At 41.2% G+C, this 15,730-nt stretch carries 13 protein-coding genes and 2 pseudogenes; 13 read left to right on the top strand and 2 right to left on the bottom strand.

Annotated features, from left to right (window positions below):
• Positions 1 to 84: 84 nt before the first annotated feature.
• The 10 genes and pseudogenes from H6G40_RS14860 to H6G40_RS14815 all read left to right on the top strand — a co-directional run.
• Positions 85 to 1,080 (top strand): annotated as a pseudogene (locus H6G40_RS14860) (HAD family hydrolase); the annotation flags it as partial.
• A 149-nt stretch (positions 1,081 to 1,229) separates the two neighbouring features.
• A complete protein-coding gene (locus tag H6G40_RS14855; protein ID WP_069474870.1) occupies positions 1,230 to 1,487 on the top strand; it encodes a hypothetical protein in 258 nt (85 codons plus the stop codon).
• A 603-nt stretch (positions 1,488 to 2,090) separates the two neighbouring features.
• Positions 2,091 to 3,053 (top strand): DUF4351 domain-containing protein, encoded by a 963-nt coding sequence (locus H6G40_RS14850; protein ID WP_069474869.1) that lies wholly within the window; start codon positions 2,091 to 2,093, stop codon positions 3,051 to 3,053.
• 13 nt (positions 3,054 to 3,066) lie between these two features.
• Positions 3,067 to 3,351 (top strand): annotated as a pseudogene (locus tag H6G40_RS14845) (DUF4351 domain-containing protein); the annotation flags it as partial.
• Between the two features lie 168 nt (positions 3,352 to 3,519).
• Positions 3,520 to 3,765, top strand: a complete 246-nt coding sequence (locus H6G40_RS14840; protein WP_002739258.1) for a UPF0175 family protein — start codon at positions 3,520 to 3,522, stop codon at positions 3,763 to 3,765.
• On the top strand, positions 3,762 to 4,259 hold the full coding sequence (locus H6G40_RS14835; RefSeq protein ID WP_002739620.1) for a PIN domain-containing protein: 498 nt from the start codon (positions 3,762 to 3,764) through the stop codon (positions 4,257 to 4,259). The genes H6G40_RS14840 and H6G40_RS14835 overlap by 4 nt, the downstream gene beginning before the upstream one ends.
• 154 nt (positions 4,260 to 4,413) lie before the next feature.
• A complete protein-coding gene (locus tag H6G40_RS14830; RefSeq protein ID WP_190537887.1) occupies positions 4,414 to 7,452 on the top strand; it encodes a Calx-beta domain-containing protein in 3,039 nt (1,012 codons plus the stop codon).
• 190 nt (positions 7,453 to 7,642) lie between these two features.
• Positions 7,643 to 8,608 carry an o-succinylbenzoate synthase gene (locus H6G40_RS14825; RefSeq protein WP_069474866.1) on the top strand — a complete coding sequence of 322 codons (966 nt, stop codon included), beginning with the start codon at positions 7,643 to 7,645 and terminating at the stop codon, positions 8,606 to 8,608.
• A complete protein-coding gene (locus tag H6G40_RS14820; RefSeq protein WP_190537885.1) occupies positions 8,584 to 9,927 on the top strand; it encodes an AMP-binding protein in 1,344 nt (447 codons plus the stop codon). The genes H6G40_RS14825 and H6G40_RS14820 overlap by 25 nt, the downstream gene beginning before the upstream one ends.
• Before the next feature lie 244 nt (positions 9,928 to 10,171).
• Positions 10,172 to 11,644 (top strand): NADH-quinone oxidoreductase subunit M, encoded by a 1,473-nt coding sequence (locus H6G40_RS14815; RefSeq protein ID WP_069474864.1) that lies wholly within the window; start codon positions 10,172 to 10,174, stop codon positions 11,642 to 11,644.
• A gap of 62 nt (positions 11,645 to 11,706) precedes the next feature.
• On the opposite strand, the gene H6G40_RS14810 is transcribed toward H6G40_RS14815, so the two are convergent.
• Positions 11,707 to 12,870, bottom strand: coding sequence for a cysteine desulfurase family protein (locus tag H6G40_RS14810; RefSeq protein ID WP_069474863.1), 1,164 nt, complete (start codon positions 12,868 to 12,870; stop codon positions 11,707 to 11,709).
• A 364-nt stretch (positions 12,871 to 13,234) separates the two neighbouring features.
• Here H6G40_RS14810 and H6G40_RS14805 point away from each other — a divergent pair, with 364 nt between their 5' ends.
• From H6G40_RS14805 to H6G40_RS14795, 3 genes are all read left to right on the top strand, one after another.
• Complete coding sequence (locus H6G40_RS14805) at positions 13,235 to 14,053, top strand: hypothetical protein (protein WP_042791117.1); 819 nt, start codon at positions 13,235 to 13,237, stop codon at positions 14,051 to 14,053.
• Between the two features lie 140 nt (positions 14,054 to 14,193).
• Positions 14,194 to 14,595, top strand: coding sequence for a phage integrase SAM-like domain-containing protein (locus H6G40_RS14800; protein WP_002740193.1), 402 nt, complete (start codon positions 14,194 to 14,196; stop codon positions 14,593 to 14,595).
• Positions 14,596 to 14,715: 120 nt separating this feature from the next.
• Positions 14,716 to 15,279 (top strand): DUF4334 domain-containing protein, encoded by a 564-nt coding sequence (locus tag H6G40_RS14795; protein WP_002775745.1) that lies wholly within the window; start codon positions 14,716 to 14,718, stop codon positions 15,277 to 15,279.
• Here the strand turns inward: H6G40_RS14795 and H6G40_RS14790 are convergent.
• Positions 15,258 to 15,680: a M67 family metallopeptidase gene (locus H6G40_RS14790; protein WP_002740058.1), complete on the bottom strand. Its 423-nt coding sequence runs from the start codon at positions 15,678 to 15,680 to the stop codon at positions 15,258 to 15,260. The two genes, H6G40_RS14795 and H6G40_RS14790, sit on opposite strands and share 22 nt — an antisense overlap.
• Positions 15,681 to 15,730: the final 50 nt, after the last annotated feature.

Genomic DNA, 15,730 nt, shown 5'->3' with positions numbered 1-15,730 from the left:
CTACAAAATTGGAAGGAGGGGGCAACCATCGATCCCTACCTCCCACACTCCGAGAATGATTATTATTCTTGAGAATGAATAGTTTATTTTTTGGAAGTCCCTAACAACATCGCTGGCGCACTCGCCCTCAATCTGGCAGCAGTGGGAGAGAGCCTGCGCCGGAGCAAGCTCCAACAGCTAGAAGACGAGCTATACCTGCTGTTCGAGCAAGAAGACGCAGAAATCCACTGGCTCTCTGACCGGCAGCGGTTCGCTCCCGTTCCCGAGGCAGATCGAGAAGGGTGGCTAGATTCCGTCGAAAAAACCGAACTACTCCAGAACCTCAAACCCGTCGCCCAAGGAGCGATCCTACCCACTTTGTTCCTGAGTGGCACTTGGGCAATCCTGACGGGAGACTTGGGGCGTGCGAGTGCGCTGTTACCCCTTGACATCGGGGTTTCTCTGCGGGGCGTTACTCCCTTGGCAGTGGTTTCGTCCCTGACGGCGGCAGCGCGACAAGGCGTTTACATCCGCAATGCCAGGGTACTGGAAAAGCTGGCTCAGGTGGATACTCTGGTCTTTACTCGCGAAAGTTTCCAGGACTTGATTACCCCGGAGCTGCTGGTGAGTTGGGGCATCCCTTCTCAGTGCATCTACTTCGCCACCGATGCGGCTGCTGTTGAGGGACTCCAAGAACAGTTGCTCCGCCAAGGTAAGCGGGTGGCTTGGATAACCGACAGTGGTAGTGATTGCTTTGCTGCCCAGGAGGATCAGGTGGTCATTTCTCTAGGGAGAGGGGATTTTGCAGCAGCCGCCGATGTCATCTTGCACAGCCAGGATCTCCAGCCCCTTGGCTACACCTTTGCCCTGGCCCGGCATACCCTTGCCACTGCCTATGAGAGTTTGGCGATCGCTACTCTGCCCAACCTGTTAGTGGTGGCAGTCGGGGCATTTTGGGGACTCAACCCGGTGGCAGCCGCCGCAATCAACGGCAGTTCAGCCATCCTCGCAGAATTGAACAGCCTGCGCTCCCCGAAGCCTAACCTCTTAGAAAACGGGTTTATTTCTCAAAGAAACCCGTTTTCTTGCAATAAATGTTAATTTTTGTTACAGGGGTCTTGAAAAATTGGCGATTGTTTGCACAAAAGAGTCGCAGTGTCAAGTGGTTCGCGCTCAAATGACATAAATAGCTATTATAGTAGCAAGAGGTTTACTGTCGATTACTCGCTAAAAAAGGAAAGGAAATAACTATGATACAGCAAGTTAAATTACGTTCTCATGTGGGTGAAGACCGAATATTGCATTTAGATATTCCCGTGGAAGTTAAAGAAACTGATTTAGAGGTGACAGTAACGTTTAAACCAGCACCAAGCTTAGATAAAACTACAACTCAGACACGCACTCACGCTGAATCAAGGCGAATTTTTGAAGAGATAGATAAACACTATTCGGGGCGAATTTTTAGTGATAGTACAGATTGCTGTGAGAATACAACAGGTGGTTTATGATTGTGTTTATCTGGCTTTAGCAGTGCAGAAAAGCTGTCAAATGGTCACAGCAGATGAACGTTTTTTTAATGCGTTACAGGGAGATAGTTTAGGGTCTTATTTATTTTGGCTAGGGACTTCCAGAAATTACTCATAAACGAAAAAGGCTATTATATTAAATAAATCATCTTAATAAACATGACATCAGAAACCGCCAATTATGATGAACCCTGGAAAGAAGCATTAGGCGAGTATTTTGAAGCGTTTTTACATTCTTTGGCTAAAATCAATATCTAGAAAACGGGTTTCTTTGAGAAACCCGTTTTCTTGTAATAAATGTTAATTTTTGTGATAGCACCCTTGAAAAATTGGGGATTGTTGGGCTAAAACTGTTAGCAATAAACCTTTGCAGTTAATGTCATGACTTCTCCCCTGTTGCCGATTTTTCCTGCTGTTTACGATAGTTTGTTCGATTTTGCTCAATCTGATGGTTTTTGGGCGAATTTGACAATCGTTGTAGGTTAAGGGGGTGAGGTCATAACAATCCGTTGCCAAAACCGACTTTTCAGAATACAATAGATAAGAGTAGTCATTCATCGCTCAGATTAGTTAAGATGACATTACATGACTAATAATATTGACCATGACCGCTTATTTAAGGAGTTAATCTCCACCTTTTTTGTCGAATTTATTGAGTTATTTTTTCCTCAATTGATGGATTATTTAGATAGAAACTCGATTACTTTTTTAGACAAAGAAGTATTTACCGATGTCACGGAAGGAGAAAGACATGAAAGCGATTTAGTCGCACAGGTTAAGTTTCGAGGAAAAGAATCTTTTTTTCTGATTCATGTCGAGGCGCAGGAAAGTTCCCGCAAGTGGTTTAATCGGCGAATGTTTACTTATTTTGCTCGCTTTCATGAGAAATTTGTCCTCCCGATTTATCCGATTGTAATTTTTTCTTATTCAAAGCCAAAAAGAGAAGCGATTAGTCAATATGTAGTCGATTTTACCGATTTTAAGGTATTAGAATTTAACTATCAGGTAGTGCAATTAAATCGATTAAATTGGCGAGATTTTCTTAATCAACCGAATCCGGTTGCTTCAGCTTTGATGGCGAAGATGAACATTGCCGAGAAAGAGCGAGCCAAGGTAAAAGCGGAATGTCTGCGCTTGTTAATTACTTTAAGGTTAGATTCAGCGAGAATGCAATTAATTTCCGGATTTATTGATACATATCTCAATCTAAATCCGGTGGAAGAGATACAATTTCAAGAAGAGATTAGCACATTTAGTCAACCCGTACAGGAGGGAGTTATGCAAATTACCACCAGTTGGATGCGTCAAGGTATTGAACAAGGTATCGAACAAGGTATTGAACGCGGTATCGAACAAGGTATCGAACAAGGTATTGAACGGGAAAAGACATTGATTCTTCGTCAACTTAAACGCAAGTTAGGGGAGATTAATCCTTCATTGGAAACTAAAATCATGCAGTTAAGTATTGATGATGTTGAAGTATTAGGAGAAGCTTTATTCGATTTCTCTACGGTTGAAGATTTAATCAATTGGTTAAATACTTTATAATGCTTGTAATTTCGAGGGAGTTATGCAAATTACCACCAGTTGGATGCGTCAAGGTATCGAACAAGGTATCGAACAAGGTATCGAACAAGGTATTGAACAAGGTATTGAACAAGGTATTGAACGGGAAAAGACATTGATTCTTCGTCAACTTAAACGCAAGTTAGGGGAGATTAATCCTTCATTAGAAACTAAAATCATGGAGTTAAGTATTGATGATGTCGAAGCATTAGCAGAAGCTTTATTCGATTTCTCTACGGTTGAAGATTTAATCAATTGGTTAAATACTTTAACTGCCTAGTTTTGACGTTAGCGTTCGCATCTTCGCTATGACAAGGGGTAAGATTGCTTCGGAGAGGGAATTTCAGTTAACAGTTAACAGTTAGAAGTGAGGTCTGCCAAAGGGAATTGACAGACCGCAAAACATAGGATAGCATTTGTATAATTCTTATCAAAATACGGAGAAAATATGACTCTAGTTATTTCCCAAGAAGTGATTAAAGCAAGTGGTTTATCAGAGGATGAACTGTTGAAGGAAATTGTTGTTATGTTATTCCAACAAGATAAGATTAGCTTAGGAAAAGCAAGTGAGTTATTAGGTATTAATCAAATCAAGTTTCAACGGATGCTTTCTGAACGAGGAATTTGTATTCACTATGATGTTGCTGAGTTTCAGCAAGATATTAAGCATTTAAAAGAGAAAGGTTGGCTATGATTATTATTAGCGATACTTCTCCTCTCAGCAGTCTTGCTCTTGTTGGTTATCTGTCAATCTTAAAAGATATTTATACTAATGTTGTTATTCCCCAAGCAGTTGCCAATGAATTAGCCAATTTAACTGAGGAAGATATCCGCATTAAAGCGATAATTTCTCTGAACTGGATACAGGTTAAACAAGCCGCTAATTTGGAACTTGTGGCTTGTTTGAGGAATGAATATAATTTAGATCTTGGCGAAGCAGAAGCAATCGCTCTTGCCTTAGAATTAAAAGTAGATGAATTGTTAATTGATGAGCGTCTTGGACGGAGGGAGGCTGTGCGTTTGGGGCTGTCAATTACGGGGGTTCTAGGAGTTCTTTTAATCGCTAAAAATAGAGGATTGATTGCTAAGGTTCAACCGATAATGGAGTCTCTAATTAGCCAAGCAAATTTTCGCATCAGTCATCAACTTTATGAGGAGGTTTTGCAAACTGCAAATGAATTAGATTAAGTTGTGAGGGGGGAATTGAGAGACAATATTCAGAAAAACTGATGATTTAGAAATACAGTTTTCCCGATCAATGTTAATTTCTGTTACAGGGGTCTTGAAAGATTGGGGATTGTTAGGCTAAAACTATTAGCAATAAACTTTTGCTGTTACTGTCATGACTCTCTCTCTTTTGCCGATTCTTCCTGCTGTTGACGATGTTTTGTTTAATTTCGCTCAATCTGACGGTTTTTGGGCGAATTTAGAAACCGCTTTTGGCACAAGTTATGATGTGGTTAAGGCGACGCAATTACGACAGCAGTGGCAAAGTCGAAATTTTGGTCAAATTCCCCCGATTGAGGTACTCAGTGATGAGGTTTTGGGAACTGCGAATGGTGCATATTCCAGTAGTACCAATAAGATTTATCTATCAGCATCTTTTTTAAATACGGCATCGTCAGCAGCGATAATTAACGTAATTTTAGAAGAAATTGGGCATTATGTGGATGCTCAAGTTAATCAGGTGGATAGCGCCGGAGATGAGGGGGCAATTTTTGCGGAGTTGGTGCAGGGAAATAGTCTGGATGTGGCAACCTTAGACGCTTTACGAGGAGAGAATGACCAGACAACTATTATAGTAAATGGGGAAATTATTCAAGTAGAACAGGCGAATTTTACGGGAACTAATGGGAATGATAATATTACGGGAACGTCTGACAGTGATAATATTTCTGGGTTAGATGGCAATGATACTTTAAGTGGTCTGGGGGGAAACGATAATATTTATGGAGGTAATGGTAATGACTCTCTCAACGGTGACACAGGAGATGATTACTTTACCACTGATGCGGGTAATGACACGATAAATGGTGGTAGTGGTAATGATCGCTATAATGCTAACTACAGTAATGCTAGTAGTGGTTTAACCATGACCTACGACACCGCTACCGGGAGTGGGACGATTACTGTCGGTACGGAAACTGATACCTTTACTTCGATTGAGAGTTTTGATGGGTTTAAGGGAACTGAATATAATGATGTCATTTTTGGCGGTACAGCAAGTGAAGATTGGTCTAATCTCTCAGGTGGAAGTGGTAACGATACCATTTCAGGTAATGCTGGTAATGACAGAATTTATGGAGAGGATGGGAATGATGTCCTCAATGGGGGTGCTGATAATGATCAGCTTTATGGTGGTAATGGGAATGATGCTGTCAATGGTGATACAGGAGATGATTACTTTACCAACGATGCAGGTAATGACACGATAAATGGTGGTAGTGGTTTTGATCGCTATGAGGCTAACTACAGTAATGCTAGTAGTGGTTTAACCATGACCTACGACACCGCTACCGGGAGTGGGACGATTACTGTCGGTACGGAAACTGATACCTTTACTTCGATTGAGAGTTTTGATGGGTTTAAGGGAACTGAATATAATGATGTCATTTTTGGCGGTACAGCAAGTGAAGATTGGTCTAATCTCTCAGGTGGAAGTGGTAACGATACCATTTCAGGTAATGCTGGTAATGACAGAATTTATGGAGAGGATGGGAATGATGTCCTCAATGGGGGTGCTGATAATGATCAGCTTTATGGTCAGAATAACAATGACACCCTACAAGGAACCAATAACGGTATAGGAGAACAAGATTATCTAGAAGGAGGAACAGGAAACGATCGCTTTATTCTTGCAGATACTACAAAGACCTTTTATGATGACGGTAATAGCACCCTTCCGGGTGATTACGACTACGCGACAATTGCCGACTTTAACACCACTGATGATATAATTCAACTACGGGGTTCAAGTGGTGACTATCTGTTATCGGTTTCTGGTTCTAATACTAATCTCTACATCAACAAACCAGGCAGCGAACCAGATGAACTTATTGCGGTTATCAACAATCAAACAGCATTAAGTCTAACTGCTAGTTATTTTAGCTATGTTTCTAGTCCTACTCTTCCCAGTATTACTCTTGCAGTTTCTCCCGCAAGTGTGACAGAAGACGGGACAGCTAATCTGGTTTATACCTTCACTCGTAGCGGAGTAACAACTAATCCTTTAACCGTCAATTACACCATCGGGGGAACAGCTACTCTCAATACCGATTACACTCGTACAGGGACTAACAATACAGTCACCTTTGCTGCTGGTTCATCCACTGCGACGGTAACAGTTAACCCCACTGCTGATACTACAGTAGAAAGTAACGAAACTGTTATTTTAACCCTTGCTGCGGGGACAGGTTATACCGTAGGTACTCCTAACGCAGCCACGGGAACAATTAATAATGATGACTTTTCGCAACTCTCCATTAATGACATCACCGTAGTGGAAGGTAAAGATAATAATGCCATCCTCACCGTCACAGTTGATAACCCCAATCCACAACCAATTACCTTCAACTATACCACCGCACCCATTAACGCTACCGCTAATGTAGATTACACTAGCAAAACTGGAACTATCACCATTGCACCTAATACTGCCACCGCTACTATTAGCATTCCCATCCTCAATGATAACCTCAATGAACCTGATGAAGCCTTTACAGTAACCCTGTCAAATCCCGTTAATGCTACCATCAATCCCGAAGGAGGAATAGGAGAAGTTATCATTACTGATACTTGGCAAAGCACTCTCACTCGCACCCTACCCAACAATGTCGAAAACCTCAGACTAATTGGCACTAATAATATTAATGGTACAGGTAACGCTGGTAACAATAAAATCACCGGAAATAGTGGCAATAATCAAATCAATGGACGTGCGGGAATTGATACTTTAACCGGTGGTTTAGGTGCAGATATCTTCATCTTTCAATTTGGTCAATCTACCATATCAACAAGCGATCATATCACAGATTTTGCCATCAATAGTGATAAAATAGACTTATTAACTCAAACTGGAAACGCCATGAGTGCGCCTAGTAGTTTCAGTCGTGCTGCTAATAGCACCGTCACCACTTTACAGAATTTAATCAATCAAGTATTTACTGATGCTAATGGAGCGATTACAGGTAATCAAGGATTAGGGGTTAATAGTGCCGCCTTAGTGCAGGTAACAACCGGTGCAATAGCTGGAACTTACCTCGTTATTAATGATAGCACGGCTGGCTTCCAATCCAGCAATGATTTATTAATAAATATCACTGGATTTACTGGGACTTTACCAGCTTTAGGTAGCATTCCAGTGGGTAATTTCTTTATCTAAGTTTCTAAGCTCTCCTTCTAAGTCACCTAGAAAACGGGTTTCTTCAAGAAACTATTTAGAAACCCGTTTTCTGGACTTTAAAACAAAAAAACGTTTCGCTGACAAACTCTATAAAGAACGTAGGTTGGTTTGAAGCATGAAACCCAACGCCTGCTCATGTTAAGCTTTTCACTACTACTTATAGTTAATCATGTATTTCTGGCAATTTCGTGTTTATCAGCGTCCTTTGCTGCATCCCCTACAAACCCATCACGGACTCTGGCAAATTAGGGAAGGAATTATTATTCGCTTAGAAGCGGAAGATGGACGTATTGGATGGGGAGAAATTGCTCCTTTACCTGAATTTGGTTCGGAAACATTATCGGCAGCAATATTATTCTGTCAAAGTCTCGAAAATCCCCTATCAATAACTTCAATTTTTTCTATTTCTGAACAATTTCCCGCTTGTCAATTTGCCTTTGAATCAGCTTTAGAAGATTTAAGTATCGAGAATAAATCAAGAGAATTAGAACCGAAAAATTATAGTTATTTATTACCCACCGGTGCGGCAGTATTTCCCTGTCTGGATGATATTTTAGCCGCTAATCAAACTAATACTTATAAATGGAAAATTGCAGTTAATTCTCTCAAGCAAGAGTTAAACTTATTTGAAAAATTAATTGACCGATTACCCAGGGGAATTAAATTGCGTTTAGATGCCAATGGGGGATTAAGTATTGCTGAGAGTAAAATCTGGTTAAAAATTGCCGATGAATGTCAAATAATTGAATTTATTGAACAACCTTTACCCCCGTCTCAATTAGCGGAAATGTGGCAATTAAGTCAAGATTTTACCACAGGGATTGCTTTAGATGAATCGGTGGCCAATCTTCGACAAATAGAGGAATGTTATCAACGGGGATGGCGAGGAATTTTTGTGATTAAACCTGCTATTAATGGTTCAATACAAGGGTTAAGACATCTCTGGGAAAAATATCCCTTAGATTTAGTATTTTCCTCCGTTTTAGAAACTAATATCGGCAGAAAATCCGCTCTACGTCTAGCACAAGAATACCCCAAAAAGGAGCGAGCTTTAGGTTTTGGTGTGCAACAATGGTTTAATAATAGTGACCCCGATTGGTTAGAAAAACTGTGGACGACATCAGCAAACAATTAGCATATCTCAGTCAAAAAGATTGGTTATATGGATACAATAGCCAGAAATTTTATCAATTATATCAGTCCTATTGTCAGAAATTTATCGCTGCAGATAATCCTCGATTAACTATACTGCTTGCTGAAGGCAATCCCCTTAAATTCTTAGCTATATTCTTGGCTGCTGTCAGGGTCAAAAGTTGCCTATTTCTAGCTAATCCCGACTGGAAAACTAACGAATGGGAACAGGTTTTCTCTCTGGTGCAACCCGATTATATTTTTGGCGAAAATATCAAGGTTTTTAACTATAATTCTCCTTCTGTCAATCCTTTGACTAATTCTCTGATGATACCCACAGGGGGAACCTCGGGAAAAATTCGCTTTGCTATCCATAACTGGTTAACTTTAACTGCTTCTGTCAAAGGTTTTTCTGAATATTTTCAAGTCAAGCAGGTTAACTCTTTTTGCCTACTGCCTTTATATCATGTTAGTGGTTTAATGCAGTTTCTGAGAAGTTTTTTAACAGGGGGAGATTTTGCTGTTATTCCTTACCATAAAATCAAACAAAAGCGCATAAATAATCTCAATCTTCAAGATTATTTTATCTCTTTAGTACCCACTCAATTACAATTCTTTCTAGAAAATGATCCTCGTTGGTTAGCCAATTTTAAAACAGTTTTACTAGGAGGTTCCCCTGCATGGCCATCTTTACTAGAAAAAGCTAGAGAATATAATATTTCTCTGTCTCCCACCTATGGAATGACGGAAACTGCCTCACAAATTGTCACTCTTAAACCGGAAGATTTTCGACGAGGAAATAATAGTAGTGGACAGCTATTACCCCATGCTCAGATAAAAATTAATCCCGATAACCAGAAAATTATTATTGAAGCGAAATCTTTATTTTTAGGCTATTATCCCCATCTTAATCAAGGAAGCTACTTCGAGACCGATGACTTAGGTTATTTGGATGAAAGTGGTTATTTATATATCATTGGTCGCGATAGTCAAAAAATAATTACCGGAGGAGAAAATGTTTATCCTTTTGAGGTAGAAACTGCCATTAGACAAACTGATTTAGTTAAAGATGTGGTGGTTTTGGGATTGCCAGATTCTCGATGGGGACAGATAATTGTCGCTTTTTATGTTCCCGTTAATTCTCAGATATGCCAGACAATTATTCAATCCCAGATTAAGGATAAATTAGTCAATTATAAACTGCCGAAACATTGGATAAAATTACCAGAGATACCAAAAAGTCCCCAAGGCAAGATTAATCGAACCAATTTAATTAAATTAGCTGAAACTTGTTTTGACACCGAGTCAAACCCCAGACGATAATTATAGCAGTTATCTTAATGGTGAGTTATGAGGGTTTCCTAAATTAGCGTCATTTTCCCAGCCAAAAGCCAAGGGATTTACTAGGTATATGGCAGCAAAATCGCTGTTTTTTTCTCGACGAATTTCTGGTAATGGTAATCTCTGGCTCATTTTATTAATAAATGTTAAAAGTTGATAGCTATCTTGCTAAAGATTGACCGCTTAGGCAATAATATTAAGTTTATCATCCCCATTAAAGTAAAGAATGCTGAACGCTTTTATTTGGCTACCGATTATAGGGGCGATACTGATTGCCTACACGCCTCTAGAGGCGAAAAAAGTGCGAGGATTAGCTCTAACTCTTGCTGTCGTTCTCTTACTGCTTAATATTCTCCTTGGCTGGCAATTTGACCCTAGTAACCCGCAAATGCAGTTCACGGTTAACCTGCCTTGGATTAATTTCCTCGGTTTCAACTATGCCCTCGGTGTCGATGGCTTATCATTTTCATTACTTTTTCTTAACAGCATCTTGACAATAATTGCTCTTTATGCTAGTGGTACAGAGGTTAACCGACCGAAATTTTACTATTCTCTGCTCTTGTTACTCAATGCTGGAGTAGCGGGGGCCTTTCTAGCGCAGGATTTACTGCTATTTTTCCTATTTTACGAATTAGAAATCGTCCCGCTTTACTTTCTCATTGCCATTTGGGGGGGTCAAAGACGCGGTTACGCGGGCATGAAATTTTTATTATACACGGCAATTTCAGGCTTTTTAGTGCTAATCTCTTTCCTTGGCTTAGTTTGGCTAACTGGTGCTAATAATTTCGCCTATAACCCCCTTTTATCGAACAATTTAGACGTTAAAACCCAATTACTGCTCCTCATCCCCCTTCTGATTGGATTAGCCATCAAAATCCCGATTTTTCCCTTTCATACTTGGCTACCGGATGCCCACGTCGAAGCATCTACCCCCGTTTCTGTGCTTTTAGCGGGAATATTACTCAAATTAGGAACCTATGGACTGCTGCGCTTTGGAGTCGGTTTATTTCTCGATGCTTGGGTAACTCTCGCTCCTTGGTTAGCAACGATAGCAGCTATCAGCGCTCTCTACGGGGCCAGTTGCGCTATTGCCCAAAAGGATATGAAAAAAGTAGTCGCCTATTCTTCCATTTCCCACATGGCCTATATTTTACTAGCGGCGGCGGCCACCACCAGATTAAGCATCACTGCGGCGATTTTGCAGATGATTAGTCACGGTTTAATTTCCGCTTTGTTATTTTTGTTGGTGGGAGTAGTGTATAAAAAAACCGGCAGCCGGGATGTGGATTATCTACGCGGTTTATTAAATCCAGAAAGAGGTTTACCAATCACGGGAATGTTAATGATTTTAGCGGCTATGGCCAGCGCTGGCATCCCCGGAATGGTGGGATTTATCGCCGAATTTTTGGTCTTTCGTGGCAGTTTCCCGATTTTTCCGATACAAACGCTCTTATGTTTGGTTGCTAGTGGTTTAACCGCAGTGTATTTTCTCCTGATGATTAATCGGGTTTTCTTTGGTCGTTTAACCCCTGAATTATCGCGCATTCCTCGCAGTACCTGGCCCGAAAGATTTCCCGAAATTGCTTTGGCTTTATTTATTATTGTTTTGGGATTACAACCGAGTTGGATGATTCACTGGACTGAAAACCAAGCATCAGTGTTATTAACCGGCACGGCAATCAGTCAAAGGCAATCGTAGAAACCTTTTTCGGAATTGTTAAAACCTAGACCGAAACTAACTTGTGGATAGGAGCCGAAACGTCAAAAATTTTTGGCTTTGCGGAGGGAATTAACCGTTAAAACCACCTGTTCCCCCACCAGTTCAATTTCTTCTAAAGTATTAAAACGACTCAACCCGAAGCGCAGGGAAGCATAAGCGAGAGATTCGGGGCGACCCAAGGCAGTTAAAACGTGAGAGGGGGCGGTATGGCTAGAAGAACAGGCAGAACCGGAGGAAAGCGCCACTATTGGCTGTAATCCTAACAATAACGCCGCACCGTCCACCCCTTCAATACTAATATTTAAATTTCCGGCTAATCTTTGGCTAGGATGACCATTGAGATAAATTCTGTCTAATTGACTGATAATCTCCCATAAACGGGCTTTTAAATGATTTAAGTAGCTGTTATCTTCTTCTATCGCTTTGATGCCCAATTCTACCGCCTTGGCAAAACCGACAATTTGCGGTGTAAATATTGTACCCGATCGCAGTCCTTTTTCCTGGCCTCCCCCTTGAATTTGAGCGGCGAGACGAACTCTGGGGTTTCGGCGCCGGACGTACAGCGCACCGATTCCCTTTGGTCCGTGGACTTTGTGGGCAGTTAAGGACATTAGATCTATATTCATTTCCTCCACATCTAGGGGAATTTTGCCGATTGCTTGGGCCGCATCCGTATGAAAAAGTACCTGATACTGGCGACAAATCGCCCCAATTGCCGCTAAAGGTTGAATCACCCCAATCTCGTTATTAGCCGCCATAATTGACAGCAAAATCGTGTCAGGACGTAAAGATTTTTCTAGTAATTCCAAGTCAATTAAGCCATCAGCACCGACGGGTAAAATTGTCACCTCAAAACCCAATTTTTCCAGATAATGACAGGGATCTAAAACGGCCCGATGTTCTGTCACCACCGTAACTATATGCCTTCCCTTGGCGAAATAAGCTTCGGCAACCCCTTTGATAGCTAGGTTATTGGCCTCTGTTGCTCCACTGGTAAAAATAATTTCTTCGGGACTACTATTAATAGCAGCGGCGATTGTTTCTCGTGCCTGTTTAACCGCAGCCTCGGCTGTCCAACCATAGACATGATTAATACTACTGGCATTACCAAAGTGTTCGGTAAAATAGGGTAACATCGCCGCCAGAACCTGCGGCTCCATCGGTGTCGTGGCGTGGCAATCTAGATAAATCGGCTTTTGAGACATATTTTTCCCTTGCGGGGGATTTGGGAAGGAGATATCCTCTGTTTTAAGAGAATCTCTGAAAGTGCATTGCTAATCTATGTTAACAAAAAGGTATCGGATAAGTTGTTAAGCATTTAAATTGCTTGTTGAGACGAGGCAAGAGGCAAGAGGCAACAGTAAAGGGATTGGGGGAGATTCGGCTAATCTTAAGAATAAGTGCTTTAAATGCGTCTTAGCTTAGTAGTCAACAGCTGACGACTCAGACCAGAACTTTAAGATTTAATAATGAGAGCGCAATCGCTCCCTGAGAGCAGTTACAATTTCCCTATTCCAATGTTGTTCAGCAACCCAACAGGATTAATAACACATATTTTCTGGCTCAATCATGGCTAAAAAATCGAAGGCATTTAGTGAACTGCTCAGGCTGCAGAAAATGTCCCAAGGATCCGAAAAACCCTTGAAAAGCTTTGAGAAGAAATTAAGAGAAAAGTCCTTGCCTTTCAAGGAAATTGTCGTCTCTCCTTCTGGGGAAGTCACAATGTCGGAAGTTCTGGAGGATTTTATCGAGCCTTACCGCAAATCCAATGAAACGAAGGGATCTATGCGAACACTGCTGACCATAGGGATAATCGCTTGGAATCTGGCGTTGTCCCCCGAATCAAAGCGGCAAGAGATGATAGACCGAGTTTTTAATAAAGACCTTCTTAAAGGAGATAAAAGGCTCAAGGCGGATATTCAAGGGCTAATCGAGGAGCTAATCGCTAGGAAAAACCGTTATTTCTCGGAAAACAAGCGGATGATTGTGGATTTTGAGTTAAAAGAGCTAGGAAGCGAGTATCATCTCTCGGTTGCCTCCAGCTTGTCGCCCGAATTTTCCGAGTCAGAGTTTGCCTTCAAAGTCGGCGACTCGGTCATCGTCAAACAGGGTGTACTTGACCCAGATTTGGGGACTGACATCGGTGGTTGGCAAGGAAGAATTGTGATAATTGAGCGGCAGAGCAATCTCATCGGCATTGAATGGGATAGCATCACCCTGAAAAACATCCCCAGTTCGGTGATTGACCAGTGTGAACTGGAAAACCGAGACTGGGCCCAAATGTACCTCTCCTCAACGGATGTGGAATTAACCCAACCTCGAGATACAGAAGAAGATGTGGCTGCCATCATTGAGCAAATTCAGTCTAACATCGTTGAAGCTATTTAGCAGAAAAGAGAAAGGCGATTCCGGCGGTTGGCCGACCTTGACCCTGAGGAGAAAATGGCGGCTTTAGACGCTTGGAAAAAAAGACTTGATTAATTACCCTATTGACCATCGAGCAGCGATTTAGAGGAGAGAAATTTGAGATGGATGATTCCCAGAAATATGAGGCTGACTGTCAAAAGATAAGAAAAGTCAATCATGAATTACTAAAGGATTTCGAGAGTTGGCTAGAATCATCAGGTTTGTCGGAAAAAACCATTAATAATCATATTTCAAATATAGATTTTTATATCAACGAATATTTACTCTATGAGGATGCAGTAGAAGCTAAAGACGGGGTAGATATGGTCGGTGACTTTTTGGGTTATTGGTTTATCAAAAAGGCCCTGTGGGCCAGTCAATCAAGCCTCAAGGCTAACGCAGGTAGTCTGAAAAAGTTCTACACTTTCTTACTGGAAAAAGGCCTAATAGATAAAGATGATTTGCGAGAACTTAAAGAAACCATCAAGGAAGAAATGAGTGAATGGCTGGAAACCCTAGAGTGATACGATGACCCATTGAGTGAAGATATGTGGGATGTTTGGTGATTTTAGCCGAGGGGCAATCCCCCACCCTCTGGCTGGGCAGCTATAATATCATTGTCAGGACACAATAAGAGCGAGACAATGGAAACATTAAAATTAGAAAGCTGCCAGTCGATTCTTAAAGCTGGTCAAACGACCACCGAAAGAGCGTTAGAATTGTTTGACGCTCTCGAACCCGTGAGTTTAGACTTTATGCTCGGTCTTTGGCAAGGTTCTGGACTTGAGACAAATCACCCCATGGATGGTTTATTAGAAGCATCTAATTGGTATGGTAAAGAATTTGTCGATACTGAGAATGTCCACCCCCTGTTATTTTTAGATGGTCAGGGAAAAATTTTTAAGGTGGCACCTAATCCCACGGCCATGAACTGGATTTTGAAGCTGCCGATACTGAAAAATAATTCTCTGAAACCTTTGCTGATGCTGACCAACTCCTTGCTAAAAACAGAGACAAGTCAGGCTAGACTGCGAATGATGGAATATCGGGACAAAGTTAGCGCCACGATGATTTATGATTATTTGCCGATTAATGACTCTTTTCGGAAAGTAGATGATAATACGGTGCTGGGAATTATGGATTTTAAAAACTTTCCCCAGCCTTTCTTTTTTGTTCTCAAGCGATGTCAAAAACATTTTAATTCTTGAGGTTGGATTTGAAATTGTTCGCGCTCGTCCAGTTGCCAAGCTTGTAAATCGATCGCTCGCCCTGAAACTACAGAGACAATTAAATAAGTATATCCTGACCAGGCTAATTGGCGATCAATTTCCGAGGGAATGGCGGCATGATCGGGATGGGAATGATAGATACCAATAATTTCTAGCTGGTTTTCCCGGGCCGATTTTTGAGCTTGTAAAAGCACTTCTGGGGCAATACTAAAGCGGTTTTTTCTATTGCCTGACCAGTTATTTTCTGTTGCTTGTATGCTGATAACTTCGGCTGCTGTCTCGGTAATTTTTCCTAGGAGTAACCCACAACATTCTTCGGGATAGGTGGATTCTGCGTGGGTGAAAATAGACTGGTAAATTTTTTCTGTAATCAGGATCATAGGATGAAGTAAGCGGGTCTCAAATACTATGGACAACAGGGTAAGCGCAT

This window comes from Microcystis viridis FACHB-1342, assembly GCF_014698335.1.
Classification (GTDB): domain Bacteria; phylum Cyanobacteriota; class Cyanobacteriia; order Cyanobacteriales; family Microcystaceae; genus Microcystis; species Microcystis ichthyoblabe_A.
The sequence above is the reverse complement of the archived record's forward strand: the minus strand, read 5'-3'. Positions and strand labels throughout refer to the sequence as shown.

Coding starts and splice junctions, on each gene's coding strand:
- H6G40_RS14855 (WP_069474870.1), top strand. CDS start 1,230: ATGATACAGCAAGTTAAATTACGTTCTCATGTGGGTGAAGACCGAATA.
- H6G40_RS14850 (WP_069474869.1), top strand. CDS start 2,091: ATGACTAATAATATTGACCATGACCGCTTATTTAAGGAGTTAATCTCC.
- H6G40_RS14840 (WP_002739258.1), top strand. CDS start 3,520: ATGACTCTAGTTATTTCCCAAGAAGTGATTAAAGCAAGTGGTTTATCA.
- H6G40_RS14835 (WP_002739620.1), top strand. CDS start 3,762: ATGATTATTATTAGCGATACTTCTCCTCTCAGCAGTCTTGCTCTTGTT.
- H6G40_RS14830 (WP_190537887.1), top strand. CDS start 4,414: ATGACTCTCTCTCTTTTGCCGATTCTTCCTGCTGTTGACGATGTTTTG.
- H6G40_RS14825 (WP_069474866.1), top strand. CDS start 7,643: ATGTATTTCTGGCAATTTCGTGTTTATCAGCGTCCTTTGCTGCATCCC.
- H6G40_RS14815 (WP_069474864.1), top strand. CDS start 10,172: ATGCTGAACGCTTTTATTTGGCTACCGATTATAGGGGCGATACTGATT.
- H6G40_RS14810 (WP_069474863.1), bottom strand. CDS start 12,870: ATGTCTCAAAAGCCGATTTATCTAGATTGCCACGCCACGACACCGATG.
- H6G40_RS14805 (WP_042791117.1), top strand. CDS start 13,235: ATGGCTAAAAAATCGAAGGCATTTAGTGAACTGCTCAGGCTGCAGAAA.
- H6G40_RS14800 (WP_002740193.1), top strand. CDS start 14,194: ATGGATGATTCCCAGAAATATGAGGCTGACTGTCAAAAGATAAGAAAA.
- H6G40_RS14795 (WP_002775745.1), top strand. CDS start 14,716: ATGGAAACATTAAAATTAGAAAGCTGCCAGTCGATTCTTAAAGCTGGT.
- H6G40_RS14790 (WP_002740058.1), bottom strand. CDS start 15,680: ATGATCCTGATTACAGAAAAAATTTACCAGTCTATTTTCACCCACGCA.